This is a genomic window from Enterococcus sp. AZ156 (assembly GCF_051714165.1).
In the GTDB taxonomy this organism is placed as follows: domain Bacteria; phylum Bacillota; class Bacilli; order Lactobacillales; family Enterococcaceae; genus Enterococcus_B; species Enterococcus_B pernyi.
In genome coordinates this window covers 1,189,008-1,215,436 of sequence record NZ_JBIORI010000001.1, presented here as the reverse complement: position 1 = coordinate 1,215,436, position 26,429 = coordinate 1,189,008, and the positions used below count along the sequence as shown (strand labels likewise).

Here is a 26,429-nt window from a genome sequence, read left to right as displayed (position 1 = left end):
CTTTTTAAAATACGAAGGAGATCTTTCATGAAATCACTTAAAACTATTCTTTTTGGAACAACTTTGGCCGCCGGCGCTGCATTATTTATGGGTACTTCTGCACACGCAGACGAAGCCTACACTGTTCAATCAGGTGATACTTTATCAACGATTTCTCAAAAATACGTTGGTGACAACTCCTTGATCCAAACAATTGCCGAAGCTAACTCAATCTCAAACATTCACCTGATTTTTTCAGGTCAAGAATTAACTATTCCTACTGGTGAGCAAGCAACTGCTCCTGTCGCTACTCAAGCACCTGTAGAACCTGTTCAAGAAACAGCGCCAGTTGTGGAAACACCTGTAGTAGAACAAGCACCAGTTGTAGAACAAGCACCAGCTACTGAAGTCGCTGTTTCAACTGGTACGAACGATGCCAAAGAATGGATCGCACAAAAAGAATCTAGCGGTTCTTATACAGCAACAAACGGACGTTATATCGGCCGTTACCAATTAGACTCTTCTTACTTGAACGGTGACTACTCTGCTGCCAATCAAGAAAGAGTGGCAGAACAATATGTTGCTTCTCGTTATGGCTCTTGGGATGCAGCCAAAGCTTTCTGGTTAGCTAACGGTTGGTACTAAGAACAATTTATCATTGAGTTAAAAGCTAAATAAAAAATTGGAAGGCTCGAAAATAGATAATCTATTTTCAGAGCCTTCCATTTTTTATTTATGTTACCTTCAATCAGCGATCAACTAATGTTGATTTTACCATCGATCGTTGTTGTATTGACCAATTTTTCTTCGTTATAAATATTGTATAAAATTCTAACATCATGACTGCCAGCATCAGGTAGATTCTCAAAAGGGATAGAGTCTATTCGGTTGTTTGGAGGAATCAATCCTGATTTATACAATTGTTTATTATTTGATGCTAGATAGTATTCTACTTGGATATTGAATGCATTCTGACCATTATTACGTACATCGACACTCGCTTTTCCTTCTTTATCAACTTCTATATCATGTTTCAAAAGAATACGCATTTTGTCTTTATCTACTTGATCTTGCATTGCTTTTAAAATATCTTCATTACTCAATCTTGACAGATGATCATCTAAATCAGGCAATCCTGCCACTACTTGAGGAGGAGATTGATTAAAATAAAAGTATCCGCCGATCCCTGCTACAAGACATACGAGTAGCAAAGAAAACAAGATATAAGTTCTCTTCTTTTTACTATGATTCTTTTTTTCAATATTATTACTATGTGCCATTTTTCTCAACCTCCTTTCTCAAAATTATAACTGAAAAGTCTTTCATTCAGGCTCTTTCTACTAAACTGAGTAATGGAATACTTATCAACTTTGCTAAGATTAGTTAGCTAATGCAGAAAAATGGAATGACATCGTGTATGCAGGTGTCACAATAACATCCTGTTGGAAAGGACTAGTGATTGCTCCTTCAAATTTCAAGGATTTTGTTTGTCCTGTTCCAATAGTTGTCAAATAAGTACGAGTATTCAAGAACTGTCCAGAAGCACTTTGCAAACGAACCGCTGCTTCATTTAATGGTGTAAAGAACAAATCTTGAGTGATCCCAGTTGAGCTTGTCTCCGCAAAACTATCTACTTCGATCATCACTCTATGTGAAGTTGAATTATTTGTCATTGCATATAATGGGGAAACGATCTCTGGTTGAGGCGTTCCGTCTTCTGCCATCGCATTTGCATATCTTATAGTCGTTGGGATCGTGATATCGATATAGCGTTTATCTTCTGGATCAACTGGATACCATTCTCCGATCCATCCTGAAACTTGAACATCTGCTTTGTCATCACCTTTGATCGTTTGTCCCGGTGTATTGTCTGGTTGTCCAGGAATCCATCCCAAGTCATTGGCAGCAACGTTTATTGAACCAAGTCCTAAACCACTTAATAAAATTGTAGATACAATCGCTAAATTACTTAGCTTCTTCATATTGAATTTCTCTCCTTGCTGAAATAATCTATATTATTTCACTAAATTTTTTGTAGTCGTTCTTCTTTTTGATTGAATGTATAAAAAGATCCTATCGAAAAAAGAGTAAGCAATAAACCGATCAAAGCAATTCCATTGGTCAAACGTTCCCCAGTTTGTGGGAATTTAGAGGAAGAACCTTCACTTTTGTTTGATGTTGGACCTGTAGCTTGCTGTTCTTCATTTTGGGTACTCTGCCCTGTGTCGTCTTGATTTTCGGAACTATTACCTAAATCACCGATCGTTGCTTCGACATGAACTGTTTGTATTTCTGATTGTTGAGCATGATAGACAGTTGGACTCATAACGCATAACAACAACACACCTATCATGTAATACATCGTCTTTTTTATCTCACCCTTCACCTCCTAATATAAACGACACGATTCCCACAAAACAATTATCCTTAAAAAACCAGCACTTTTAAAACCAAGTTTTACCGCCAGTTTGGTAAACAAAATAAGAATATATAGTTATTTATTTTAGTAACAAATACAAACCAGACTTACAATAATTGACCAATCCCCCATATATAACAGTGATAAAATAGCATTATAGAGTCCATATGAAATCAAGAAAAAATAAATAACATATTATTTTAACTAATCAGTTTGAACTTTTCTTAATAATTCCCACCAACAGAAATAATTGCCAACTGATTTTTGTATAGTAGATCAAATCTCAGCAAGTTCATCCACTTTGATGTGATAGTACTCGACCAATTTATCAATGATGGCTTCATCTAAATAGTTAGAAATTCCAAGAGTAGGCACTTCAAAATAGTCATTGAAATATATATCTGTCAGAAGACAATCAAACTTTTTTAAATAATCATTTTGTATTTTTGTCGCAGGGTGAAGAATCTCTATATTGATATTATGTCGAAAATAAAATTTGATTTCCTCTTTGAGCATACACATATGATCATAAGAACTATCTAATAATAGGGCGACATGGAGTTTTATCTTTTGCTTCCGTACTTGTACCCATAGATCTGACCAGGAAGTCAACAACTTGAAGACAGATTGATGGATCATTTCATCTAAATAACTATGAAATGCAGATCCTAATGTCTGATAAATCTCAAAAAATCGGTCTTCTAAATCTTTCACTAGTGTGGGACTGTCTCTTTTTACGTTTTGAAAAAATTCTCGTTTCTTATTATGTAAAATATAGGTGGGTCTTACCATATTCATGGTTGTCCAATAAATATCATGAATCAATTGATCACGATTTTCACAAACTATACCGAACTTATTTTCTAAGTATTCAATTACTTGATTTAGTTTATTTTTTTGATTTACTGCATCAACTTGGACATTTAAATATTGTAATCGTAAAGTCGGATGAATCGGTTGATAAAACTCATAGAAAAGTTGTTGGAGGTTTTCTTCTCTTAAATTGACGACAAACTTTTCATTGATACGTCCTAAAAGTTCTGTTTCATTTGCGAAATGTTGGAAAATAAACGGTATATTCCTCGATATCAACTGATAATCTTGCTTCAAACGAACAAAACAAATAAATAAATGAAATTTCATATTTCCTAAAAACAAATGATTGTCATTATTGACTAATGCCCAGATCGTATTCTCTTTTACAAATACTTCGATGATATCCGTGATCAGAGAGAGATCATCGCCTTTCATTAAATTCTCAGGTAAATTATATTTTTCTGCAAAGAAAGCAGAAAAAAAATCTCTAATATTCCCTTCATTACCTACAATATCGAGATGATTATTGATTTGAAATTCATATTTACTGATGACTTGATTGATTCGATTAATAACACGTGATACTTGTGTTTCAGATATATATAAACTATCACTTAGATCGTCTTTTGAACTTACTCTTCTAAAAAATAGTGTCTCAAGTAAGGTATATTCCAAACTTTTACTCAAAATTTTTGAATAGATGAATGCTTTTGGTGTTTTCATATTTTTCTTTAGCAATACTCCTGATCTAAAGGAGGTTTCAATTGTCAGCGGTGCAATCATCTCATTGATTTGTGAAAGATCATTCCGAGTTGTTTTTTCTGAGCTTTCGATCATTTCGGCTAATTCAGCTGTCGTCATCCACTGAGTATCCCATAATATTTCCAAAATCTTCAACTGACGTTTCAAACGTCCATCTAAGATTTCTCTCATTTCGGTTCCACCTCTCCAAACAAAAAATATTGAACGTCTACATTATTTTTAACATAATGATTTATCTAAAAATAATCTCAATCTACCGACCGCTTGGTAAAATAACGTTAGAACTTATAGGTGAATGTATTGAAAATGTCAATAATTCTATCATTAAAAAAATTGGTATAGATTAAAAAGTTAATGTATTCTCATTTATTCAGTGATCATTCTATTTATAACCATTTTCAAAACAGATGTTTAGCAATGATTTTTTGCGTTTTTATTAATTAAAAATAAGAAAAGATATACCAGTATAGGCATATCTAATAAATTGGATTATTAAACAGATTACATCACAAGTTCTTTTCTAAATAACTTGACACTTTCTTTTCTGTTTATAATAAAAGTATGTAATTTGTGAATGAACTCATTATCGAAATAATGTGGGATGCCAATCACCCTCGGTTGTTCGATAGACCCTCGGATTGTACAAACATCTGTCAACACACAGTCATATTTTTCTAATTTTACTTGGCTGAACAGATCAAATGGTGACAAGATATCAACGGAGTACGTACTTCTGAAATGCATTTCGATTTCTTCCTTCAACATACGCAAATGACCAATGGGAACATCCAAGATCAATGCAGCCTTGATCTGATGGGTCTTTTTCATCTCGATCCTAAAATCAGACCACTGTGTAACCAAACTATAGATCGATTGATACACCATATTTTTCTTATCAAACGGTTTAAGTTCAAGTTCTTCATATATTTCTGCAAAACACTCTCTTAATTCAAACATGATTGTTTGATTTTCACCCATTAATTCTAAAACAAATTCTTCAATCACATTGTTCAATATGAAAGTCGGGCCAGTGATTCGAAAACTACTCCATAAAATGTCAGCAATCAATGTATCACTATGGGAACACTCGATATTAAATCGTTGAGATAAATCTTTGATCAGTCGTTCAATTTTACTATGTAAGGATGATTGAAACATACCAAACTGTTGGCAAGCTCCGGTCACTTTAAAAGGTTCGCAATAGTTGGCAAATAAATTGTATAATATGTCTTCATTCAGTTCAATTTCAAAAGATTCTTTACATCTACGTTTTAATTCTTCGTCATTCAAAATGATTTTGTAGTTAAAAACAGTTGCTTTTTTTTCTATAAAAGCGCATTGCTTGCATCGATATAGCGCAGCTAGTACTTTTAAATGTATTTTATTTAATAAAAAATGATGTTGGTCATTCGCTTCAATGATCGTTATGTTTTCCTCATAAAAACATTGGATCAATCGATCGATCAGGTCAAACGCTTCTTTTAAAAGAAGCGTTTCCGCAGAAAGATATTTTTCATACATCAAACTAGCAAATAATTTACGAATATTTATCTCTGAACCTTCAATCGTCAATTCATGACTGATTTGTATTGAAAATTTTTCTAAAACTGAATTTAGCTTGGCCAACAAGCGGTTCAACTGTGTCTCTGAGATAAACAAGCAATCACATAACTCACCTTTAGAAAGCTTCGGATTGATAAAAATTTCTTCGATGATCTGACATTCGATGCAGTTTTGCAAAAACAAAGAATAAAGATGTGTTTTTGAGACCCCAAGTGTTTTATCCAAGAAAACCCCGTGTTTAAAAGATGTTTCAATTTTAAGCGGTTTGATTATTTCATTTAAATGTTTGATATCCGTTCGTATCGTCTTTTCGACTCCCCCGATGACTTGGACAATTTTCGATACGGTCAACCATTCATTTTCCCACAGCAATTCTAATAATGCTAATTGCCTTGTACTTTGTTTATTTAATATTCCTTTCATTTTACTCCCCCAAATCTAATAAAAAAGCACAGTAATAAACAAAAAAATAACACCCCGTCTGTGATTTTTTCATTTTTTTCTTATATGATTATTCAATTTTCTTTTAGATTTATCATTGAAATAAGATTTCAACAAAAATATATGTACTATTACTTAATCATAATTTTAAAATATAAATCGTCTTATGTCTACAAGAAAAATGAAGTTAACATGAGATATTTTTAATTTACCGTTAAATAATATTCGTAATAATAAATGATCGAATAAAAGCATCCGAAAATCAACGCCTTTATTCAATCATTTCTTTATTTGTTATTCTAATATTTTTTTAAATAACTTTTATTGAACCACTACTTCTTTGTGTCTAGTTATCTAAACAAGTCATTGTTCACCTGTCTAAAACATCCAAATCAACTCTGTTTCCCACTTAGAAATGCAAAGACATTTTCTCTGGAGATCGATCCAATCGGAATTTCTTGTTTATAGATGTTGACTGTTTCGACTGCTTCTAGTTGAGCAAATAATTGTTTTAGTGGTGTATCAAGCTGAACCACTCTTCGTTGTTCAGTGATCTCTTTCTCAAAAAAGCCAGCAAGTACAAGTTGTTCAACTGTCTGATCTTTTTCTTGGATCGATTCCTCGAAGAAACTACGTACAAAGTCATTCTTAGGATGCATCAATAATTGTTCTGGTGTATCACATTGGATCAATGCCCCTTCTTTCATCACAGCGATGCGATCCCCTAGTTTAATTGCTTCTTCCATATTATGGGTAACAAAAACAATCGTCGTACCTAATTCTTTATGAAGTGATAAAACAAGCTCCTGCAAGGAAGTTCTTGATAGAGGGTCCAACGCACTGAAAGGCTCATCCATCAAGATCACTTCAGGATTGGCTGCTAACGCCCGAATGATCCCTACACGCTGTTGTTCTCCTCCAGACAATTCTTGTGGCATTCGATCACGATAGACATCAGGATCTAAACCAACTTTTGCCAGTAACTGATCCGAAGTCTCGGATCGTTTCTGTTTTTCCCAGCCTAACATTTCAGGGATCACTTCGATATTCTGTTTGACAGTCATCGTTGGAAATAATGCAATCTGTTGCAAGACATATCCCATTTGCCAACGCATTTTTTGCAAGTTATAGTCCTTTAATGATTTACCTTTGAAATATACCTCACCGACACTTGGTAATGAGAGTCCATTGATCATTTTTAGTGAAGTTGTCTTTCCACTTCCCGAAGGACCTACCAATACAAAGATCTCTCCCTCATTGATTGAAAGGTCTAATTGTCTAATTGCATACTTATCATTAAAGGTTTTTTGGACGTTTTTAAATTCAATCAGTTCGGTCAATTGTTATCCTCCTTCACTAAACCTTGGTCAACCAAAAATTGTCGTGCCACTTCAGCTGGTTGTTTTTTCTCGAAATTTACTTGATAATTCATCGTTTGCATCTGTTCTTCCGTTATTTTGCCGCTAAGTTTCTCTAAAGCTGCCACGACTTCTGGATGATCATTGGCAAAATCTTCATTCATCAATGGTGCGCCTTGGTAGGTAGGGAACAAGCCTCGGTCATCTTCTAGGACGACTAAATCGTATTGTTTCAGTTCACTGTCGGTAGAATAGGCATCAACTACATTGACATCACCATTATTTATTGCTTGGTAACGCAAACTAGGTTCCATGCTTTGGACACTCGGAAAATCTAACTGATAAAGTTCCTGTATCCCCTTGTACCCATCTGCACGATCGATAAATTCTAACGTGAACCCTGCCTTGATTTGATTCTCGATTTTAGCTAAATCAGAAATTGATTTTAATTGGTGCTCATCCGCAAAGTCGCGTTTAACAGCAAGAGCATATGTGTTTTGATAAGCCATCGGACTTAAAAGTGTCATTGAGAACTGTTCATTTAACAGTCTATTGGCCTCGTGATACGTTTCTTCTTTTGTTAATTTTTGGTCCTTGATTGATTCTGGAACTGTAACCAGACTCTCTAATACTGTTCCAGTAAACTCAGGATAAATATCAATTTGTTTGTTTTCTAAAGCGCTGAATAGAAAACTGGTTTTACCGAAATTCGGTTTTAATTCGACTTCCGCTTCGGTTTCTTCTTCAATCAATCCTTTGTACATCTGGATCAATATATCTGGTTCTGCACCAAGCTTACCGGCAATCGTGATTTTCTCTTGTTTCAAGAAACCAGTTTGATAAATGGAAGCACCTGCGACTAAAGTCAAAATCAAGCCTAAAGTGATCATCGTATAACGAGGTTTCAAGTGTTGTAATAGACGGATCAAGCTACTGAAAACAATAGCTAACAAGGCGGAGCTGATTGCGCCGATCAAAGTTAAAACAGGTGTATTCCGATCGATTCCTAGTAAGATAAATGTTCCTAGCCCGCCAGCACCGATCAAGGCTGCTAATGTTGCTGTACCAATGATCAATACTAACGCAGTGCGGATACCTGAGATAATGACAGGCAGCGCGATGGGTAACTCTACTTTGATCAATCTTCGAAAACGAGACATCCCAAAGGCAACTGCTGCTTCTTCAATTGATGGATCGATTTCTGCTAATCCTATATAAGTGCTTTGAAATATCGGTAATAAGGCGTATAAGATCAAGGCAATCAACGCCGGTAAAGTGCCAATCCCTACAAATGGAATCAATAATCCTAAAAGTGCAAGTGAGGGAATGGTTTGCAGCACACTCGTTACTTGTAACAAAAATTCTGCCATTCTTTTATGGTTGACTGCCCAAATAGCAAGCGGGATCGCAATCACTGCGGCAATCAATAATGCAATCAATGAAATAGATAAGTGCTGAAATGTTGCTGCGAATAACTCTTCTTTTCTCTCACTGAGCGTTTCGATAAACGTATTCATATGACCTTCCTTTCTGTTCTCCTTTAAGTATAAACATAGCGAAGTAAATCCCCAACTAAGTTGTTTTAAAAAAACTTGCAATCGACTAGATGGTGAGAAGTGATTGCAAGTTTTGTTTTTGTATTTAGTTATTTTGAATCGTACGTAGCTCTATGTTGATAGAAGGTTTCTTCATACCTGCGTTTTCGTTCATTTTGTCGATACTTTTTTTCATCCCACATCACAAACCATAATACAAACGAAGGTAAAAAAATCAATAATGCTGTTTGTAACCCATAATTACCTATAATAATTCCAAAAAATAAAATCAACAACATCGCACCAAAACGTCTCATTGATTGCATCTCTGATCACCTCTATTATTTTATACCGAACGATTGTTCGCTCTTTTATTATACGAACAATTGTTCTCGTTGTAAAGTAGAAGTTGGAATTTTGAACAAAAAAAACAGCCAGTAACTTTTAAAATCTCGTGGGGGAGATACTTGTTTACTGGCTTGTTCAATAATTATTATACTTTAAGTTGTGTGTCAGTGACCAAAAAAGTAAAAATCGGTTGTTTTAACATCATAATCGTTAAATTTAATAAAACAATTTATGTTTTTTTATATTTAAATACATTTTTTTATTTATCACACTATTTTATTCACTATTTTTTTATCCCTAAATTATGCAATACATATTTTTACATAGAATCATTTTTGATTTAAAAGATTGTTTTACAAGGAATGATTGACCGAAATTAAATACACTTCATTATGTATATTTTTTTCTATTTACCTATTGAATTTATAGAGCCGTTCAGTGTAATATAAAGATTGCTGAAAATTTTCAAAAAGAAAAGAGGTTAGAGATGAAACAAGTAAAATTTTTATTAGACTTATGTGGAATTATTTTTGGGGCTGCTCTTTATGGATTAGCGGTAACCGGAATCAATCTCCCTTCAAAATTAGCTGACGGTGGTGTCACAGGAATTGCTCTTTTACTTAATCATTTATTTGGCTTTGCGCCTTCCATCACCTCACTGATCATAAATTTACCTTTATTGCTGATTTCCTTGTTTATTTTTGGAAAACATGCATTTATTCGAACGATCGTCGGAACATTTTCTCTGGTCTTCTTCTTGCATGTATGGGAAAATTTAAATGTCCACTTTGCTGTTGGAAATCTTTTAGTGAATAGTCTAATGACTGGCATTCTTTCGGGAATCGGTTGTGGCTTAGTTTTTCGTTTTGGGGGCAGCACTGGTGGAACCGATATCGTTTATCAAGCAATTGAAAAATATTATCATGTGAATATCGGGAAAAGTCTATTTGTTATCACGTTTGGGATTTTAGTTGTGTCTTTGTTGTATTTGGATTTTACGCATTTTGCCTATACTCTTTTGAGTTGCTCAATTTTATCTTATACATTGAATAAAGTGAAGTACTTCCGCTTCGCTAATCCTTTCAAAAAAATCACAGCTCCATCCCCAACAGTCAATCAATTAGAACCTGTGGAAGATTCATATATAGATTGAACTCTTACCATAAAAAGCAACTGAGGTCGGAACAGAAGTGTTTATTTCTCGCTGTTTATCTGGTTTTAGATAGTGCGAGAGAAACCATGTTCCAGCCACAGTTGCTTTTTTATAGTCATTCTTACTACTTGTCTTATCGAGCCATTTTTCCACCGATGGATTTGAACCCACCTGACAAAACGACTTTGCCTTGCTGGCTACCTTCCTTCACCAACTTCATCGCTTGTTCAAGTGAAGCTCGGCTGATACCATCTGAGTAAACAGTGGTTACGTGGCTATGAAGTTTATTTTCTTCAAATAACTTTGTCAATGTCTCTAGGATTGCGCCTTGTGTTGCGATTTCTTTATTATGATCTGTTTTCGTGAAAACATACTCCCAATGGAAGCTGATTGAATCATTTTTATATTCATTCCAATCGATTTTCGCTTTTGTATTGACGATCATTCCGATATGCCCTAAAGGTTGAATGATTTTTTTTATTTCTGGTAGATAGGATTCAATATCATACAACACTGCGATATAGTCAACACCATCGCTCCCAGCTTGTTTTAATTGGTCATAAAGAGAATGATGGTAATCTATCGGAACATCTACGCCATTTTTTTCAAGCCATCCAAAATTTTGCGGACTAGCAGTTGCATAAACTTTCATACCCGTCCACTTCGCTAGTTGCGTCATGATCGAACCAACGCCACCTCCTCCATTGATCACCAAAAGCTCTTTCCCTTCATTTGCTTTTTCTTGAGGAACTAACTGAAATTTTTCAAATAGCAATTCATAGGCAGTGAGTGCAGTCAATGGAATCCCTGCAGCAGCTTCGTCGCTAAGATTCTTAGGAGCTTTTGCAGCGATCCGTGCATCAACGATTTGATACTCTTGTTGACTCCCTTCACGTTGAGTCGTTCCTGCATAATAGACACGGTCATTCAGCTCGAACCCCTTTACAGCCGCGCCCATTTCCCGTACATAACCCACACTATCATAGCCGAGCACAGTGAATGTTTCTTCTTTGACGATTTCTCTTCGCTTCGTATCTATAGGATTGATCGAAAGTGCTACAACTTCGATCAATAAGTCGTGTTCGCCAGGTTTTGGTACCATAGTATCTTCTTCAATCAATTGCGGATAAGGCGTCTCATAAGTAAAACCAAACCTTTTCATTGATGAGGGTCTATTTATCATTTTCCTGTTCCTTTCTACTGCAATAATATAGTCGGTCAAAAAAAAGCTGTTCCGCTCCAACATCCAGACATTTTTTCACAAGTCCTGCTTGTTTCTTATGTGTCTGAATGTTTGAAGGAACAACTTTTTCTCATACTTGAGCAGTCACTACTTATTGGAAATAACCATTGCCTTTCAAGGAATTACCTTGGTCATTGATCAGGCCTTCCAACGAACGATCTAATACTCCATGAGTTTTCTTACTTGAACTTTTCTCTTGGTTCATTGTTACACCTTGTTTTCCATCATAGGGTGTATTTTCTGTTTCAAATAAAAGATACGCATTCTTTTCTTTTTTGATCGAAGCGAGCAATTCTTCTTCAGAGATTTTATTTTTCTTCGGATCAGGAATGATCGAAGCTGGTACGTACTTAGGTACAAAATAAGAACGTTCTCTTCCCGAACTATTGAATACACTTCGTGATTGGCTTGTTTTTTCTTGTGTTGGTCTTTGCTCTGAAGGGCTGGCATGACGATTATAGCCAAAATTCGTCTGACTGTTTCGTTTGGTTTGTGTTTTTTTACTCTGCCTATAGTCTGGCAAATTTTGTTTATGTTTTGCTAGATTTGCTTTTTGTGTTGAAGCATGCCGAACATTGACTGTCGAATGAGGATTTTTTTCATTTTTTGAATAATCCTCAAAATGAAATTCATTGATTTGCTCGAACAATGGTTTGTCGCTTGTATCGGTCATCAGATCATCTTGTCCGTCAAACAGCACACGCCTATTTTCATTTTTTAACTTTACACCTATGTGATCATCGTATGCAGGAAAGCGAAAATGTTTTCGTTTGATTTCTGTCATGTAAACCATCCTTTTTAAGTGGACTTTCTCTTATAATAGCACAAATCGTCTATTTTCTATAGCTAAGCGTTAGTCTTATTTAACTTTCTTGTCGTTTCACGAATGATCAATTCTGGGAAAAAGTGACGGTATCCTTGGCTTGCTCCTTTTTCAGTAATTTTCTTTAATAGCATTTCGCCGCACACTTCCCCCATACGAATGATGTCTTGTTTAACGGTAGTCAGTTTTGGGGAACTGATTTGATCAAGAAATACGCCATCGAAACCAATAACGCCAAATTGATCGGGTAACTGTCCGCCAACTTGTGTGATGCCACGAACGATACCAAGCGCTAAACGATCAGAACTGCAAACAAAACACGTTTTATCTGAAAATTCGTCCCAATGTTCCGTGATATATTTTTCTGGTGTGGTGGAATGATTATCAAAACGCAGCATTTTCGGAGTTAGCCCAGCCTCTTCCATCACTTTTAGATAGCCCGCTTCTCTAGATAGTTCAAAAGGTTCTGCTTCATCAATGCCGATATAAACAACCGTTTGATAACCAACTTCTAAGGCATATTGTGTCGCTTTGGCGGTCCCATATTGATTATCGCTATCAACATAATCATAGCCCATACGATTTTCACCAAATAACACGACTGGCTTTTCTAGACGATTGATCCAATCAAAATCTCTTTGACGCACGCCAGTGATGATATAACCATCGCAGGAGCCAACGTCAAAAGCATCGTTGGTCACTAATTGCAAGGAATAGTGCTCTTTACCAATCCTTTTAGCAATTCCCATGAGTAGATTCATATAATAGGGTTCCGTGGTATCGATTTCCTCAAGAATAAACAACTTGATGATCTGTGAACGGTTCGAAACTAACGCTTTTGCTGCAATATTTGGACGATAATCCAATTCAGCCATGGCTGTAAAAACTAGTTCCTTTAGCTCATCAGTGACTTGTTCTGGATGATTGATCACCCGAGAAACCGTCATTTTCGAGACATTTGCTCGTTTAGCTACATCTGCCAATGTTGGCATAAAATCTCCCCTTCCATGCCTAATTCCATAACTATAGTCATTATAGCAAAGATTTGTGCTAAAAAAGAGCAACTCTCAAGTAGTTCTGAAAAAAAAATCTATCAAAGAAAAAAATTTCTCTTTGATAGACGTTTTATCTATTTAGTCCTCTTACTTACTATATAGACACAGCCATCATTTGGCTCAAAAAATCCGCTGCTTCATCCATCAATGGGACTTCAACCATATGACGTTTTTCCGAAGAAGCACGAAAGACGATTCCCTTACCATAAGACTTATCTTGGTTTTTTTTGACAAATTTAGACACTTGTCGAAAAGGAATCTTTTCATCTTTTTCACCATGCCAGAAAAATAAAGGACGACCTGCTAATTTTTCTGGTTGTAAAGATAGATCATATTGGTTAACCCAAGAAATCAAATCAAAGTAGTCAACGGGCAACTTGTACTGGAATTCTTGTGCTCTACGTGAGATTTCTTCACCATATTCAAGTGGTGATGGTGATCCCATCAAACAAATTCCGCCAGTGATTTCTGGGTGTTTGGCTAGCAATGCACAAGTGGTCATTCCACCCATTGACACACCACCCACAGCTAATTTATCTGAAAGAAGTTCACGTTTTTTTAGATGTTCGATCAATGTATCAAACTCGAATAGATTCCCGTAGATACTACTCCAAAAAGTAAAGGAAGGAATTTTTGAAACGGGTTGTTTACGCTCGCCATGGTTCATCGCATCTGGAAGCAAAACTCGCATCCCTTTTTTAGCCATTTTTCTACCTTGAGTCAATACAAGCTCCTTGCTTGTCTGCCAACCATGATAGTAGATCACTACTGGGATTTTCTCTGTCTTCAACTCTTTTTGGACAACTTCTAATACGGGTATGTTTTTGATGGTTCGTTTCAAAATAATTGGATTCACTGATTGATTCACCTGATTTTCATTAGATTGGTTGACCGTAAAGACAACCATAAACTTAGCATGACTTGTACAAGGCATAGTAGCCCAAATGTAATAGTATAAAAATCCATTCTTTTAACAAAGAATAACATGGCGAATATTCCTATGGTTCCTAATCCTATGGATAAGGCTGGGAAAATCGACATTTTAAAGAAGCTAGCCACACTACCAAAAATATTACCAATAAACACCATTAGAAAAAGAAAAATACTTAATATTACCCCATCAGTTAGTGAGATTGGGAATAACAAGGAATTCGCTTCAATGGGTTGTTGGATCGCATGGGTCCCTAAATACATACTAAGAAAAATACTACATATATGACTGACTCCAATGACCCTGTTCATTCGCTTCATCGCGCTCACCTGACTCTCTTTATAATTCTATTATAATCATTTTATCATTTTTTTAAAGTAATAAACGTTTATTCTTTTCTTCAATCGCATTATTTCTGATATGATGAACATAGACGCTACTGAAAGGAGTTCTTATTATGTTCGATCCAAAAATGTTAGCGATGATCTTTTTCATCAATTTCGCTTACATCACATTAAATACCCTACGCTTTATGTTGACCATGAAAGGCTATCGCTACATCGCTCCATTAGTTAGTATGGTTGAGATCACTATTTATATCGTTGGTTTATCGCTGGTTTTAGACCGCTTAGATAATCCATTGAATTTGTTCGTTTATGCGTTAGGCTATGCTGTTGGTATCAGTGTTGGGATTGCCATTGAGGATAAATTAGCACTAGGATATATCATGGTAACGACGATCCTACCAGCAAATACTTCAGAGGATAAAAATTTACCGATCATTCTTCGAAAAAATGGGTTTGGAGTGACTCAAACGTCAGCAACTGGTTTAGAAGGTGAACGGTTAGTTCTAGAGATTTTATCTCCACGCAAAAGTGAACGTGAGCTTTATCGCTTGATCAAAGAAGTTGAAGAACGCGCTTTTATTATCTCCTACGAACCAAAATATATTTCTGGCGGATTCTGGACAAAGAAAGTGCGCAAACGTCGAAGTAATGTGAAATGAATATTCACAAAATAGACGATGATCCGATGAAATTATTTCATCCGACCATCGTCTATTTATTTGTTTTATTAAAAACCATCGACAATTCCTCATCATTTTGTTATTATATTGTATATCATTAAATTTATGGGAGTACTTATGGAAATACAACAAAAAACAACGACCTATCTACATTGGGGATCTGTTTTTGCCGTTTTGAATGCTTTACTTTTTTTCTTTTATGCTTATTTTAAGACTTCAAGCATCCCATCCAATTCATTTGGCTGGTTATTGCTTGACCATTCCGAGCTGAACCAATCGACTGACAACCCAACATTCTTGATTCTTTCTACTTTCTGCGGCCTTATCTTCTCGTTATGTTTCGCCGCCTATTTTGCTAAAAAAAAGATGAATACATTTAATGAAGTAAATGTTATTTTCGTGATACTGAAATCACTGAACCTTTTAACAGCTATGCTCTATACGGTTAATCAAGATTCACTTTTTTTCTTCATTATTAACGGTTTAGTTGTGATTTTAACGATATTTACTTTCTTTATTTTTTCATTGATCACCAAGCAATTAAGAATGCCAATGGTCATACAAACCAGCACCTTTTTCTGTTTTTGCTATAGTCTCGTAGCACTATTCATCCTAGCCTTTGCGCCATCGATTAATTCTGCCAATATCCAAATCACTAGTAATATTCTAGATATCTTGTTTATTGGGAATTTGGCTTATATGATGCGGCATTTTCGTAAAGCAGAATGATCCCAATGAGATCTGGACAGGAGTGTTAAGTCTCGTGAAATCAGGCAGCATCCACAAAAATTATTTTCTAATTTTTGTGGATGCTGCCTGATTTTTCGAAGTAGTTCCTTCTGTTCTCACTTTTTTCGGTTTTAGTCGGCGGGATCCCCGACAATTGTGGAGGTCATATTTTCTTGATATAAGAATAAGATTTTAAATCCAATTGCCGCATGGCTTCGACCAACGCTTGTTCTTTAATAAAGGCGGCTTGCATCGGTGTTTCCGTTGAAGGTTTATATTTTTGTAGCAATGCGTCATTCCTATCCTCTGTTACAGGCAAGAGCAATTGATATTGCTCCTGTTGGACAACAACCCCCGCTAATAATAAGGCATCTAAAAAAATCGACTCACGGCGTTTTTTGTATTTGTTTTCACAAATTCGTTCGATAATCACTTCTATTTGGTCAAAAAAATAGGTTTCATTCACATCGCCAATCAACTGCCCTAGAGCCTGAAATTCCTCAGATAGTGGGGTTTGCTGTTTTTGGAGATGGAAATACGTTGGTAAAGAAACCACGTTCTCTCCTTGGTTGAGCGTTACAAAGCGATAGTTCTCATTTCCTGCTTCCAACCGCACAATCGTAGGAACTGAAAAAGTAGTGGCATAAAAATAAGGAGACGTTGTTTCATGGCAGAAATCCCAAATTTCTTCTGATAAGAAGAGATTTCTGAGGTGTTCCGGTTGTTTCATTAATTCATTGATCAATTCTTTAGTCAGTTGATTGATCTCTGTTTGGAAATCTCCTTGGTCATAGACCGGAAAAGCACAGCGGTAACGGCGATTTTCTCGGATGATCAAGCCACTATCGATCATTTGATCAAGAAAGTGTTCCATTTTCTTTTGGGGAAATGCTTTCTTTAGTTGGCGTAAAATGGCCTCTTGTGAGCCTTGTTCGATCAAATAGTCGATCATTGGTTGGAAGAGCGGATGCTCAATTAGTTTTCGTTCGTTCTCTAAAGAATAAAAATATTGCATATCTGTTTACCTGCTTTCTATGTGACACCTTGAATGAAAAAAGCGGGAGGTCCCAGTCAACTGGTTACACTCCCACTCCCTTCTTCCAATCTCATTACCTAATTGAAAACTTCTGTTAATTGAGGTACCACTTGTTTTTTACGTGAAACGATCCCTTGTAAAAATGCGCGATTATTTTCTAACTTCACGCCAAAAGCTTGTTCAACTTGTTCTTTTCTTTCGCCAGCAATCAATAATTCTGAGTTGCTGTTCAAGATGTCTGTTACAACAAGAACAAAAAGATCATACCCATTTGTCGCGATCTCTGTTTGCATAGCAGTTTCAAGTTCAGCTTGACGATCCATTACTTCATTTAGATCAACTGTATTGACTTGAGCGATACGAACACTTGCTTCACCCATAGGGAAACTTTTCGCATCTAGATCAAGTAATACTTCTGCTGGTTTATCACTTAGATTTGTACCTGCTTTCAACATGTCTAAACCATACGCTTCTAAGTCTACACCAGAGATTTCAACTAGCTCTTTTGCAGCCAATTGATCTGCTTCTGTTGAAGTTGGTGATTTGAACAACAATGTATCTGAAATGATTGCTGATAACATGATTCCAGCGATTTCTTTCGGAATCTCAATTTGATTTTCTTTAAATAATTTTAGAATGATCGTACTTGTACAACCCACTGGTTCAGCACGATAATACAATGGATTCGCTGTTTCAAAGTTGGCGATACGATGATGGTCAACTACTGTTAGAATCGTAGCTTCCGCAATATCTACCACGCTTTGTTGGAATTCATTATGATCGACAAGCATGACATCTGCTTGTTCCTCTTTGATCGATGTGATCACTCGAGGCGCCTCTAATTTGAAGTAATCTAGTGCAAATTGTGTTTCTTCACTTGGCGTGCCTAAAGCGACAGGCTCAGCGTTTACTCCTAATTGATTTTGCAAATATGAAAATGCAATCGCTGCTCCAATTGCATCTGTATCAGGATTTTGATGACCAAAAACTAAAACTTTTGACATTTGACTCGCTCCTTTTTGTTTTCTCCTATTCAATAATAGCAAAAAAACGGAAAGAAGCAATACTTATCTTCCTTCCGTTCGCGTCTATCTAGTTAAATACTTTGTATAATCTTCGATATGAAGAAGACGTTTTGCATTTTCTACTCGTTCTTTTGTCGGTGGTTCGATTCCTTCTAATGGATACGTCAAACCAAGCGTTTCCCATTTGTATTTACCCATTGTATGATAAGGAAGGATTTCCACACGATCGACATTTTCAAGTGTTTTGATGAATGCATCAAGGCGGATCAAATACTCATCATAGTCACTACGTTCTGGGACTAACACATGACGAATCCAGACAGGTTTCTTGATATCTGAAAGATACTGAGCCATTTCTAAGATATTTTCATTGCCCCAATGAGTTAATTTTTTATGTGCTTCGTTATCGATGTGTTTGATATCGAATAACAGTAAGTCCGTATAGTTCATCAACTCTTCAAAACGAGAAAAGAAAGGCTCATCATGGCTAAATGGTTTTCCACATGTGTCGATTGTTGTATGAATGCCACGTTCTTTCGCCTTTTGGAATAATTCGATCAGGAAATCGATCTGCAATAAAGGTTCACCACCACTGATCGTGATCCCTCCTTGTTTCCCCCAATAAGAACGGTAACGTTCTGCTTGGTCTAAAATTGCATCTGTGGTATATTCTTTTCCTCCACCAATATTCCAGGTGTCTGGGTTATGGCAAAATTCACAACGCATGCGACAACCTTGCATGAAGACGACAAAGCGAACGCCTGGTCCATCTACAGACCCAAATGTTTCAATCGAATGGACATAGCCTTTTGTTTGTTCTTCCATTTTAATCACTTCTTTTCTTTAGTTTCTTTCGTTATGAGCCACGGACAATGTTGCGACTTCTCAACACGCTGTGAAGAGGAGATCTATCTGTTTGCCTCTAACACTCTATATATCCTTTTTTTACATATAGTTGTAAAAAAGGAAGACAAAAGCTCATGCGGAACTTTTGCCTTTCCTTTTTATACTGCATTAATTGTCTTACATTCTGTCGTGTGACGTTCTCATTAATACGTCTAATTGTTGTTCTCTTGTCAAGTCACGGAATTTAACCGCATATCCAGAAACACGGATCGTTAAGTTTGGATATTTCATTGGGTTTTCCATGGCATCACGCAATAAGTCATTACTGAATACGTTCACGTTCAAGTGGTATGCTCCTCTTGAGAAGTAACCATCTAAGACGTTACGTAAGTTGTCGATTCTTGTTTCTTCATCTTTCCCTAAACCAGAAGGGTTGATTGTTTGTGTATTAGAGATACCATCACGTGCGTGTGCATAGTTGAATTTCGCAGTTGAGTTCAAGCTTGCAAGCAACCCATTTTGTTCTGCTTGATAACTTGGGTTTGCACCAGGTGCTAAAGGTTTACCAGCTTCACGTCCGTCAGGTGTATTCCCAGTATTTTTCCCGTAAACGACATTTGATGTGATCGTTAATAATGAAGTTGTCGGAGTTGAATTACGGTAAGTTTTATGACGTTTGATTTGACCCATGAAGTATTCTAAGATCCATTCAGCGATCTCATCGGCACGGTCATCGTCATTACCATATTTAGGGAAGTCACCAGTTACTTCAAAGTCAACTGTGATCCCTTTGTCATTACGGATTGGTTTAACTTGTGCATATTTGATTGCAGATAAGCTATCTGCTGCGTGAGAGATACCTGCGATACCTGTCGCAAATGTACGTTTCAAGTCAGTATCCATGACAGCTAATTGTGCTGCTTCATAAGAATATTTGTCGTGCATATAGTGGATGATGTTTAGCGTATTGACATAAAGCTCAGCTAACCAGTCCATGATGTTCATGAAGTTGTGTTTTACTTCTTCAAAGTCTAATGTGTCGCTTGTGATCGGACGATACTCAGGACCTACTTGTGCGCCTGTCATTTCATCCACGCCACCGTTGATCGCGTATAACAAAGCCTTAGCTAAGTTTGCGCGAGCACCGAAGAATTGCATATCTTTACCAACAACCGTTCCAGATACACAACATGCAATCGCACAGTCATCTGAACCCCATTGTTCACGAAGCAAGTTATCATTTTCAAATTGGATCGAAGAACTTTCGATCGCAATTTTACTTGCATACGTTCTGAAGCCTTCTGGTAAGTTTTCTGAGTATAAAACAGTCAAGTTTGGTTCTGGTGAAGGTCCCATATTTGTCAATGTGTGCAACATACGGAAATCATTTTTTGTGACTAATGAACGTCCGTCTAAGCCCATACCAGCGATTGATAAGGTTGCCCAGATCGGGAAGCCAGAGAACAATTGGTTGTATTCAGGCGTACGTGCAAATTTCACCATACGTAATTTCATTACTAAATGGTCGATTAATTCTTGTGCTTCTTTTTCAGTGATCACACCGTTGTCTAAATCACGTTGGATATAAATGTCTAAGAATGCAGAGATACGTCCGATCGACATAGCTGCACCATTTTGAGATTTGATTGCAGCTAGATAACCAAAGTATAACCATTGAACGGCTTCTTTTGCGTTTGCAGCTGGTTTTGAAATGTCATACCCATATTTTGCAGCCATTTCTTTCATTTGAGCTAATGCACGATATTGTTCTGAGATTTCTTCACGAAGACGGATAACCTCTTCACTCATCGTATGGTAGCCTGTATTGTCATGGTCTTTTTTCTTTTGAGCCATCAAATAGTCGATTCCGTATAATGCGATACGACGGTAGTCACCGATGATGCGGCCACGTCCGTAAGCGTCAGGAAGTCCAGTGATGATCTTGTTTTTACGTGCAGCACGCATTTCTGCAGTATAAGCATCGAATACACCTTGATTATGTGTTTTTCTCCAGTCTGTGAAAATATGTGTTAACTCTTCTTTTGGCTCATAGCCGTTACTTGTTAACGCATGATTCGCCATGTTGATGCCACCAAATGGCATGAATGCTTGTTTCAAAGGAGTTTCAGTTTGCAGACCGACGATTTTTTCTAAATCTTTGTCTAGGTATCCTGCTTCGTGAGAAGTGATTGTTGATACGACATCTGTATCCATGTCATATACACCATTACGTTCAAATTGGATATCATTCAATTTTTGTAATTTTTCCCACAAATTTTCTGTTGCTTCAGTGGGTTTTTCTAAAAAGCTGTCATCACCGCGGTATTCTGTATAGTTGTTTTGGATAAAGTCACGTGTATCCACGCCTTCTTTCCACTTAGTTCCTTTAAATCCATTCCATTGTTCCATCGTATGGACCTCCCGTTTCTGTTTTATGTAACAGTTTTTACGTGATAAGTATAACACATGTCGCCTCCAATGCAAGGGTTTTCTTGTTTTTTTATTAACAAATAAAGCAAATATAAAATAATAGTAGTTATTAAAGCTGATACATAGGCATTTATCTATTGTGAATCTATTCATATTTCATTTGTGCAAGTCTTAATTTTATGTTAATAAATAAAAAATAGCTGGCAACTGTAATAATACAGTTGCCAGCTATTCCATAAAAAACTATAACAGTTATTCCTTGATATCCATCGTTGGAGAATCAATCACCATTTGTACTTCTCCGCCTTTTTTCTCATCTAAAACAAATGAACCGTTGGACGTACGATCACCAATTGGATAATCCGTCGGATCGATTGGTAATTCTTGTCCTTTTTGATTGATCAACGTCATCGTTTTGGCATGCCCCTCTGACATATAGATCACTCGATGTGGTTGTTTCTTCAATTCTCGCAATACAGTCACACCTCGTTTGGCACGAGAAGTCTGACTGATTTCTTGTGCAAGCATTCGTTTTACTGCCCCACGCTGGCTGACGATAACGATAGGCGTATCTCCTTCTGCTAAGACAAGTAAACCATTAACGACATAATCTTCTTCTTTCAAATTGATCGATTTGACACCTGCAGCCTTCGTTCCAACAACTGGCACTTCAGTCAACGGATAGCGTAGGCCCATTCCTTGATGCGTAACAAGGAAAATATCACGATCTGTTTGTTCTTTTTCAAGATAGACAGCCACTAATTCATCTTCACTGGCTTTTAGCTTCATGCCACTCAATGGACGACTCTTATACGTACGCCATGGTTCAAAATCTGTCATCCGCGTCTGTTTGATCAAGCCGTTTTTACTGATAAATACAAATGTTTTTTCGGAATCGATTTTCTGATAGGGGAATACCGCTAAAATGGATTCATCAACAGCTAGATTCACTATCGTTTGTGAGATATGCTCACCGGCATCTTTCCATTTCAAATCTGGTAGTTCGTGAACTGGTCGATAGATCACATTGGCTTTATTGGTGACCAGTAACAAATGATCTAACGTATTCAGTTCCCCAGCATATAGAAGATAATCTCCTTCACGCATACCGATTTCTTCTGGTTTTGATGCACTATAGGAACGAAGGCTTGTTCGTTTCACATAGCCTTCACGTGTGACACTGACAATGACATCCTCTTGCGCAACTAATACTTGTGTATCGATTTTGATTTCTTCGATTTCATCTTCGATCATCGTCAAGCGAGAAGAAGCATATTTCTTCTTGACTTCACGTAGTTCTTTTTTCATGACAGAAAATAATTCTTTATCGTTTGAAAGGATTTTATTTAATTCAGTGATCAGAGCAATCAATTCTTGCGATTCACGGCGTAGTTCGGTAATGTCTGTATTCGTCAAACGATAAAGCTGTAACGTAACGATTGCTTCAGCTTGTTCTTCTGTAAATTGGAACATTTGGACTAAATTGTGCTTCGCATCTTTTTTATCTTTACTCTCACGGATCGTTGCAATGACTTCATCTAAAATCGATAGAGCTTTCATCAGCCCTTCAACGATATGTTGTCTTCTTTGCGCTTTCTCCAAGTCAAACTGACTACGTTTGGTGATCACTTGTTTGCGGTGCTCGATGTAACTACTTAAAATATCCTTCAACCCTACTTGATGAGGGGTCATATGATCGATTGCCACCATATTGAAGTTGTAGTTGATCTGTAATTCGGTATTCTTGAATAAATAATTCAAGATTCCTTGAGCGTTAGCGTCTTTTTTCAATTCCACAACGATCTGTAGACCCGTACGATCACTTTCGTCACGAACTTCTGCGATCCCATCGATTTTCTTGTTCAAGCGTATCTCATCCATTTTTTTGACAAGAGTCGCTTTGTTCACTTCGTAAGGAATCTCAGTGATCACGATTTGTTGCTTGTTTCCTTTGATAGATTCGATCGCCGTTTTTGAGCGTAGGATCACTTTCCCACGACCAGTTTCATAAGCTTTCTTGATTTCATCTTTTCCTTGTAAAATGCCCCCAGTTGGAAAATCAGGACCTGGAATGAATTCCATCAATTTGTCTAAGCTGGCTTGTGGATGGTCGATCATATAGACCGTTCCATCAATGACTTCCGCGAGATTGTGCGTTGGTATCTCAGTAGCATAGCCCGCAGAGATACCGGTTGATCCATTGACTAATAGATTGGGGTATCTCGCTGGTAATACAGTCGGCTCTTTTTCAGTGTCATCAAAGTTCCACACAAGGTCGACCGTATTTTTTTCGATATCAGCAAGCATCTCACCACTCAATTTCGATAAGCGCGCTTCTGTATAACGCATCGCCGCTGGTGGGTCTCCGTCCATACTTCCGTTGTTTCCGTGCATTTCTACGAGTACTTCTCGTAGTTTCCAATCTTGGCTCATACGAACCATTGCATCATAGATACTGCTGTCACCATGAGGATGATAATTACCCATGATATTCCCGACAGATTTTGCTGATTTACGGAATCCTTTATCAAACGTATTGCCGTCTTTGTTCATCGCAAATAAAATACGACGTTGAACGGGTTTCAGACCATCACGGATATCCGGCAAAGCACGTTCTTGAATAATATATTTCGAGTAACGTCCGAAGCGGTCACCCATCACTTCTTCTAACGTTAATTCTTGGATTTCTTGACGTTCTTCCATTAGGTGACCTCCTATTCTACCTCTACTGATTGTTCATTTTTGTTTTCTTCTGCGCGTTCTTCTTCTAATAGGTCATTAGAAACAGACGCGGAAGTCTCAGTTTCTTCTTTTTTGTCTAGAATACTACGTTCTTCTTCTAAGCTGAATTGGACATGGTTTTCGATCCATTTACGACGTGGTTCGACTTTATCCCCCATCAAGGTGGTTACGCGTCGCTCTGCTTGCGCAGCATCATCGATCCTCACCCGGATCAAGGTCCGAGAGGTTGGGTCCATCGTCGTTTCCCATAACTGCTCCGCATTCATCTCCCCAAGACCTTTGTACCGTTGCAACATATAGCCTTTACCGACAGTCTTGATGACTGCAGCTAATTCGTCATCGGTCCATGCATACTCGACTACTTGTTTTTTCCCTTGGCCTTTAGATACTTTATATAGCGGCGGTAAAGCAATGTAAACTTTCCCTGCTTCGATCAATGGTTTCATATAGCGATAGAAAAATGTCAACAACAAGACTTGGATATGGGCACCATCGGTATCCGCATCGGTCATGATGATGATCTTGTCATAGTTGCAATCTTCAAGTGAAAATTCAGGCCCGACGCCGGCACCGATCGTATAGATCATCGTATTGATTTCTTCATTTTTTAAGATATCTTGCATTTTTGCTTTTTCGGTATTGATGACTTTTCCTCGAAGTGGCAATATCGCTTGAAATTTCCGATCTCTCCCTTGTTTGGCTGATCCACCGGCTGAATCTCCTTCGACAAGATACAATTCATTTTTCTTAGGGTTTCTCGATTGTGCAGGTGTTAATTTTCCAGAAAGTAATGATTCGCCCTTTTTACGTTTTTTCCCATTACGGCTTTCTTCTCTGGCTTTACGAGCGGCTTCCCTTGCTTCTCTCGCTTTGATTGCTTTACGGATCAGCATTTGGCTCATTTCGCTATTTTCTTGCAAGTAGAAGCCCATTTGTTCGCTCATGACATTATCAACGACGGAGCGAGCAATCGGTGTACCTAGTTTTTCTTTCGTTTGTCCTTCAAATTGTAGCAAATGTTCAGGTACCCGGATCGACAAGACTGTCGCAAGTCCTTCACGGAAGTCACTACCTTCTAGGTTCTTATCTCGTTCTTTCAACAAGCCTACTTTACGGGCATATTCATTGTAGGCTTTGGTCATTGCTGTTTTCATGCCGACTTCATGTGTCCCACCATCTTTTGTTCGCACGTTGTTAACAAACGACAGGACATTTTCAGAATAGCCATCATTATACTGATAGGCCACTTCTACTTCGATTCCTTCTTTTTCACCAGAGAAATAGACTACTGGCGTCAACGTATCTTTTTCTTCATTTAAATACGCAACGAATTCTTTGATTCCTTCTTCGTAATGAAAGACTTCTTGAACTGTTTCGTCACCTCTTAGATCTGTCAAAATGATTTTTACACCTTTTAACAGAAATGCAGACTCTCTTAAACGTTCAGATAACGTATCATAGGAAAATTTCGTGGTTGAGAAAATACTATCATCTGGTAAGAAATGAACAGACGTCCCATTGGCTTTCTTCGTTTTGCCAATTTTTTTCAACGTTCCGTCTGGTTTTCCACCTTGTTTGAATGTTTGTTGGTATTCGATACCATCTCGGACGATCGTCACTGTTAGCCATTTAGATAAAGCATTGACGACACTGGCACCTACACCATGAAGTCCACCAGAAGTTTTATATCCTCCTTGGCCAAATTTACCGCCGGCATGTAGCACAGTGAAAATAACTTCGACCGTTGGGATACCTGAAGCATGCATGCCAACAGGCATACCACGTCCACTATCCGTAACAGTCACACTGTTATCCTCGTGGATCGTCACAGCGATTTCATTTCCGTAGCCTGATAAAGCTTCATCTACGGCATTATCAACGATTTCATAGACTAAATGATGCAAGCCTCGGCTATCAGTCGACCCGATATACATCCCTGGTCGTTTTCTTACTGCTTCTAATCCTTCAAGAACTTGGATCGAGGCATCATTGTATTCATTTTTAATTTTTTTTGCCAAGGCAAACGCTCCTTCAATAATACTTGCGATATAACCGCACCACGCTTATCATACTAGAAAAGTCCTCAAAAAAAAAGAGGGAAGGTCAGAATTACAAGAAACAACCAACTCTCCCGCTTTTTTCTTTCTTTTCTCTCAGCTTGTCAGTGG

At 37.2% G+C, this 26,429-nt stretch carries 23 protein-coding genes; 4 read left to right on the top strand and 19 right to left on the bottom strand.

From position 1 onward, the window contains the following. Positions 1-27 precede the first annotated feature (27 nt). The gene (locus IGJ95_RS05825) at positions 28-624 is read left to right on the top strand and encodes a LysM peptidoglycan-binding domain-containing protein (RefSeq protein WP_016249999.1); all 597 of its coding nucleotides are present in this window, start codon (positions 28-30) and stop codon (positions 622-624) included. A 110-nt stretch (positions 625-734) separates the two neighbouring features. Here IGJ95_RS05825 and IGJ95_RS05820 read toward each other — a convergent pair whose 3' ends face one another. The 8 genes from IGJ95_RS05820 to IGJ95_RS05785 all read right to left on the bottom strand — a co-directional run bounded on the left by IGJ95_RS05820 (position 735) and on the right by IGJ95_RS05785 (position 9,199). After that, positions 735-1,259, bottom strand: a complete 525-nt coding sequence (locus IGJ95_RS05820) for a hypothetical protein (protein WP_010735713.1) — start codon at positions 1,257-1,259, stop codon at positions 735-737. A 99-nt stretch (positions 1,260-1,358) separates the two neighbouring features. Then, the gene (locus IGJ95_RS05815; RefSeq protein ID WP_438761554.1) at positions 1,359-1,961 is read right to left on the bottom strand and encodes a hypothetical protein; all 603 of its coding nucleotides are present in this window, start codon (positions 1,959-1,961) and stop codon (positions 1,359-1,361) included. A gap of 41 nt (positions 1,962-2,002) precedes the next feature. Further along, positions 2,003-2,341, bottom strand: a complete 339-nt coding sequence (locus IGJ95_RS05810) for an LPXTG cell wall anchor domain-containing protein (RefSeq protein ID WP_010735715.1) — start codon at positions 2,339-2,341, stop codon at positions 2,003-2,005. Between the two features lie 333 nt (positions 2,342-2,674). Next, entirely contained in the window at positions 2,675-4,147 is a 1,473-nt protein-coding gene (locus tag IGJ95_RS05805) for a helix-turn-helix domain-containing protein (protein ID WP_010735716.1), read from the bottom strand. 330 nt (positions 4,148-4,477) lie between these two features. After that, the gene (locus tag IGJ95_RS05800; protein ID WP_438761552.1) at positions 4,478-5,962 is read right to left on the bottom strand and encodes a helix-turn-helix domain-containing protein; all 1,485 of its coding nucleotides are present in this window, start codon (positions 5,960-5,962) and stop codon (positions 4,478-4,480) included. A 410-nt stretch (positions 5,963-6,372) separates the two neighbouring features. Further along, positions 6,373-7,320, bottom strand: a complete 948-nt coding sequence (locus tag IGJ95_RS05795) for an ABC transporter ATP-binding protein (RefSeq protein WP_153830388.1) — start codon at positions 7,318-7,320, stop codon at positions 6,373-6,375. Next, positions 7,317-8,855, bottom strand: coding sequence for an ABC transporter permease/substrate-binding protein (locus IGJ95_RS05790; protein WP_438761549.1), 1,539 nt, complete (start codon positions 8,853-8,855; stop codon positions 7,317-7,319). Before IGJ95_RS05790 ends, IGJ95_RS05795 begins: the two co-directional genes overlap by 4 nt. Positions 8,856-8,983: 128 nt before the next feature. Next, on the bottom strand, positions 8,984-9,199 hold the full coding sequence (locus tag IGJ95_RS05785) for a hypothetical protein (RefSeq protein WP_010735720.1): 216 nt from the start codon (positions 9,197-9,199) through the stop codon (positions 8,984-8,986). Between the two features lie 509 nt (positions 9,200-9,708). On the opposite strand from IGJ95_RS05785, the gene IGJ95_RS05780 reads away from it, so the two are divergent. Then, positions 9,709-10,374: a YitT family protein gene (locus IGJ95_RS05780; RefSeq protein ID WP_010735721.1), complete on the top strand. Its 666-nt coding sequence runs from the start codon at positions 9,709-9,711 to the stop codon at positions 10,372-10,374. Positions 10,375-10,507: 133 nt separating this feature from the next. Here the strand turns inward: IGJ95_RS05780 and IGJ95_RS05775 are convergent, their stop codons facing one another. From IGJ95_RS05775 to IGJ95_RS05755, 5 genes are all read right to left on the bottom strand, one after another. Beyond that, entirely contained in the window at positions 10,508-11,554 is a 1,047-nt protein-coding gene (locus IGJ95_RS05775) for a zinc-binding alcohol dehydrogenase family protein (RefSeq protein ID WP_373875944.1), read from the bottom strand. Between the two features lie 154 nt (positions 11,555-11,708). Continuing rightward, complete coding sequence (locus tag IGJ95_RS05770) at positions 11,709-12,401, bottom strand: hypothetical protein (protein WP_010735723.1); 693 nt, start codon at positions 12,399-12,401, stop codon at positions 11,709-11,711. Positions 12,402-12,463: 62 nt separating this feature from the next. Next, the gene (locus tag IGJ95_RS05765; RefSeq protein WP_010735724.1) at positions 12,464-13,432 is read right to left on the bottom strand and encodes a LacI family DNA-binding transcriptional regulator; all 969 of its coding nucleotides are present in this window, start codon (positions 13,430-13,432) and stop codon (positions 12,464-12,466) included. A 157-nt stretch (positions 13,433-13,589) separates the two neighbouring features. Further along, positions 13,590-14,351: an alpha/beta fold hydrolase gene (locus IGJ95_RS05760; protein ID WP_096081472.1), complete on the bottom strand. Its 762-nt coding sequence runs from the start codon at positions 14,349-14,351 to the stop codon at positions 13,590-13,592. 8 nt (positions 14,352-14,359) lie between these two features. After that, entirely contained in the window at positions 14,360-14,746 is a 387-nt protein-coding gene (locus IGJ95_RS05755) for a hypothetical protein (protein ID WP_010735726.1), read from the bottom strand. A 137-nt stretch (positions 14,747-14,883) separates the two neighbouring features. Here IGJ95_RS05755 and IGJ95_RS05750 point away from each other — a divergent pair, with 137 nt between their 5' ends. Together IGJ95_RS05750 and IGJ95_RS05745 are read left to right on the top strand one after the other, a co-directional pair. Beyond that, complete coding sequence (locus tag IGJ95_RS05750; RefSeq protein WP_010735727.1) at positions 14,884-15,432, top strand: DUF2179 domain-containing protein; 549 nt, start codon at positions 14,884-14,886, stop codon at positions 15,430-15,432. Between the two features lie 138 nt (positions 15,433-15,570). Then, entirely contained in the window at positions 15,571-16,182 is a 612-nt protein-coding gene (locus tag IGJ95_RS05745) for a hypothetical protein (RefSeq protein WP_062805387.1), read from the top strand. A gap of 163 nt (positions 16,183-16,345) precedes the next feature. Here IGJ95_RS05745 and IGJ95_RS05740 read toward each other — a convergent pair whose 3' ends face one another. The 6 genes from IGJ95_RS05740 to parE all read right to left on the bottom strand — a co-directional run bounded on the left by IGJ95_RS05740 (position 16,346) and on the right by parE (position 26,279). After that, positions 16,346-17,197 carry a DUF1803 domain-containing protein gene (locus IGJ95_RS05740; protein ID WP_438761547.1) on the bottom strand — a complete coding sequence of 284 codons (852 nt, stop codon included), beginning with the start codon at positions 17,195-17,197 and terminating at the stop codon, positions 16,346-16,348. Between the two features lie 98 nt (positions 17,198-17,295). Next, positions 17,296-18,222, bottom strand: a complete 927-nt coding sequence (locus tag IGJ95_RS05735) for a manganese-dependent inorganic pyrophosphatase (protein WP_153830384.1) — start codon at positions 18,220-18,222, stop codon at positions 17,296-17,298. Between the two features lie 84 nt (positions 18,223-18,306). Next, positions 18,307-19,068, bottom strand: coding sequence for a pyruvate formate-lyase-activating protein (gene pflA / locus IGJ95_RS05730; RefSeq protein WP_010735731.1), 762 nt, complete (start codon positions 19,066-19,068; stop codon positions 18,307-18,309). A 198-nt stretch (positions 19,069-19,266) separates the two neighbouring features. After that, complete coding sequence (gene pflB / locus IGJ95_RS05725; protein ID WP_010735732.1) at positions 19,267-21,498, bottom strand: formate C-acetyltransferase; 2,232 nt, start codon at positions 21,496-21,498, stop codon at positions 19,267-19,269. Between the two features lie 273 nt (positions 21,499-21,771). Further along, positions 21,772-24,222 carry a DNA topoisomerase IV subunit A gene (gene parC, locus IGJ95_RS05720; protein WP_010735733.1) on the bottom strand — a complete coding sequence of 817 codons (2,451 nt, stop codon included), beginning with the start codon at positions 24,220-24,222 and terminating at the stop codon, positions 21,772-21,774. 11 nt (positions 24,223-24,233) lie between these two features. Then, positions 24,234-26,279: a DNA topoisomerase IV subunit B gene (gene parE, locus IGJ95_RS05715; protein WP_153830383.1), complete on the bottom strand. Its 2,046-nt coding sequence runs from the start codon at positions 26,277-26,279 to the stop codon at positions 24,234-24,236. Positions 26,280-26,429: the final 150 nt, after the last annotated feature.

Coding starts and splice junctions, on each gene's coding strand:
- IGJ95_RS05825 (WP_016249999.1), top strand. CDS start 28: ATGAAATCACTTAAAACTATTCTTTTTGGAACAACTTTGGCCGCCGGC.
- IGJ95_RS05820 (WP_010735713.1), bottom strand. CDS start 1,259: ATGGCACATAGTAATAATATTGAAAAAAAGAATCATAGTAAAAAGAAG.
- IGJ95_RS05815 (WP_438761554.1), bottom strand. CDS start 1,961: ATGAAGAAGCTAAGTAATTTAGCGATTGTATCTACAATTTTATTAAGT.
- IGJ95_RS05810 (WP_010735715.1), bottom strand. CDS start 2,341: ATGTATTACATGATAGGTGTGTTGTTGTTATGCGTTATGAGTCCAACT.
- IGJ95_RS05805 (WP_010735716.1), bottom strand. CDS start 4,147: ATGAGAGAAATCTTAGATGGACGTTTGAAACGTCAGTTGAAGATTTTG.
- IGJ95_RS05800 (WP_438761552.1), bottom strand. CDS start 5,962: ATGAAAGGAATATTAAATAAACAAAGTACAAGGCAATTAGCATTATTA.
- IGJ95_RS05790 (WP_438761549.1), bottom strand. CDS start 8,855: ATGAATACGTTTATCGAAACGCTCAGTGAGAGAAAAGAAGAGTTATTC.
- IGJ95_RS05785 (WP_010735720.1), bottom strand. CDS start 9,199: ATGCAATCAATGAGACGTTTTGGTGCGATGTTGTTGATTTTATTTTTT.
- IGJ95_RS05780 (WP_010735721.1), top strand. CDS start 9,709: ATGAAACAAGTAAAATTTTTATTAGACTTATGTGGAATTATTTTTGGG.
- IGJ95_RS05770 (WP_010735723.1), bottom strand. CDS start 12,401: ATGACAGAAATCAAACGAAAACATTTTCGCTTTCCTGCATACGATGAT.
- IGJ95_RS05765 (WP_010735724.1), bottom strand. CDS start 13,432: ATGCCAACATTGGCAGATGTAGCTAAACGAGCAAATGTCTCGAAAATG.
- IGJ95_RS05755 (WP_010735726.1), bottom strand. CDS start 14,746: ATGAAGCGAATGAACAGGGTCATTGGAGTCAGTCATATATGTAGTATT.
- IGJ95_RS05750 (WP_010735727.1), top strand. CDS start 14,884: ATGTTCGATCCAAAAATGTTAGCGATGATCTTTTTCATCAATTTCGCT.
- IGJ95_RS05745 (WP_062805387.1), top strand. CDS start 15,571: ATGGAAATACAACAAAAAACAACGACCTATCTACATTGGGGATCTGTT.
- IGJ95_RS05740 (WP_438761547.1), bottom strand. CDS start 17,197: ATGCAATATTTTTATTCTTTAGAGAACGAACGAAAACTAATTGAGCAT.
- IGJ95_RS05735 (WP_153830384.1), bottom strand. CDS start 18,222: ATGTCAAAAGTTTTAGTTTTTGGTCATCAAAATCCTGATACAGATGCA.
- pflA (WP_010735731.1), bottom strand. CDS start 19,068: ATGGAAGAACAAACAAAAGGCTATGTCCATTCGATTGAAACATTTGGG.
- pflB (WP_010735732.1), bottom strand. CDS start 21,498: ATGGAACAATGGAATGGATTTAAAGGAACTAAGTGGAAAGAAGGCGTG.
- parC (WP_010735733.1), bottom strand. CDS start 24,222: ATGGAAGAACGTCAAGAAATCCAAGAATTAACGTTAGAAGAAGTGATG.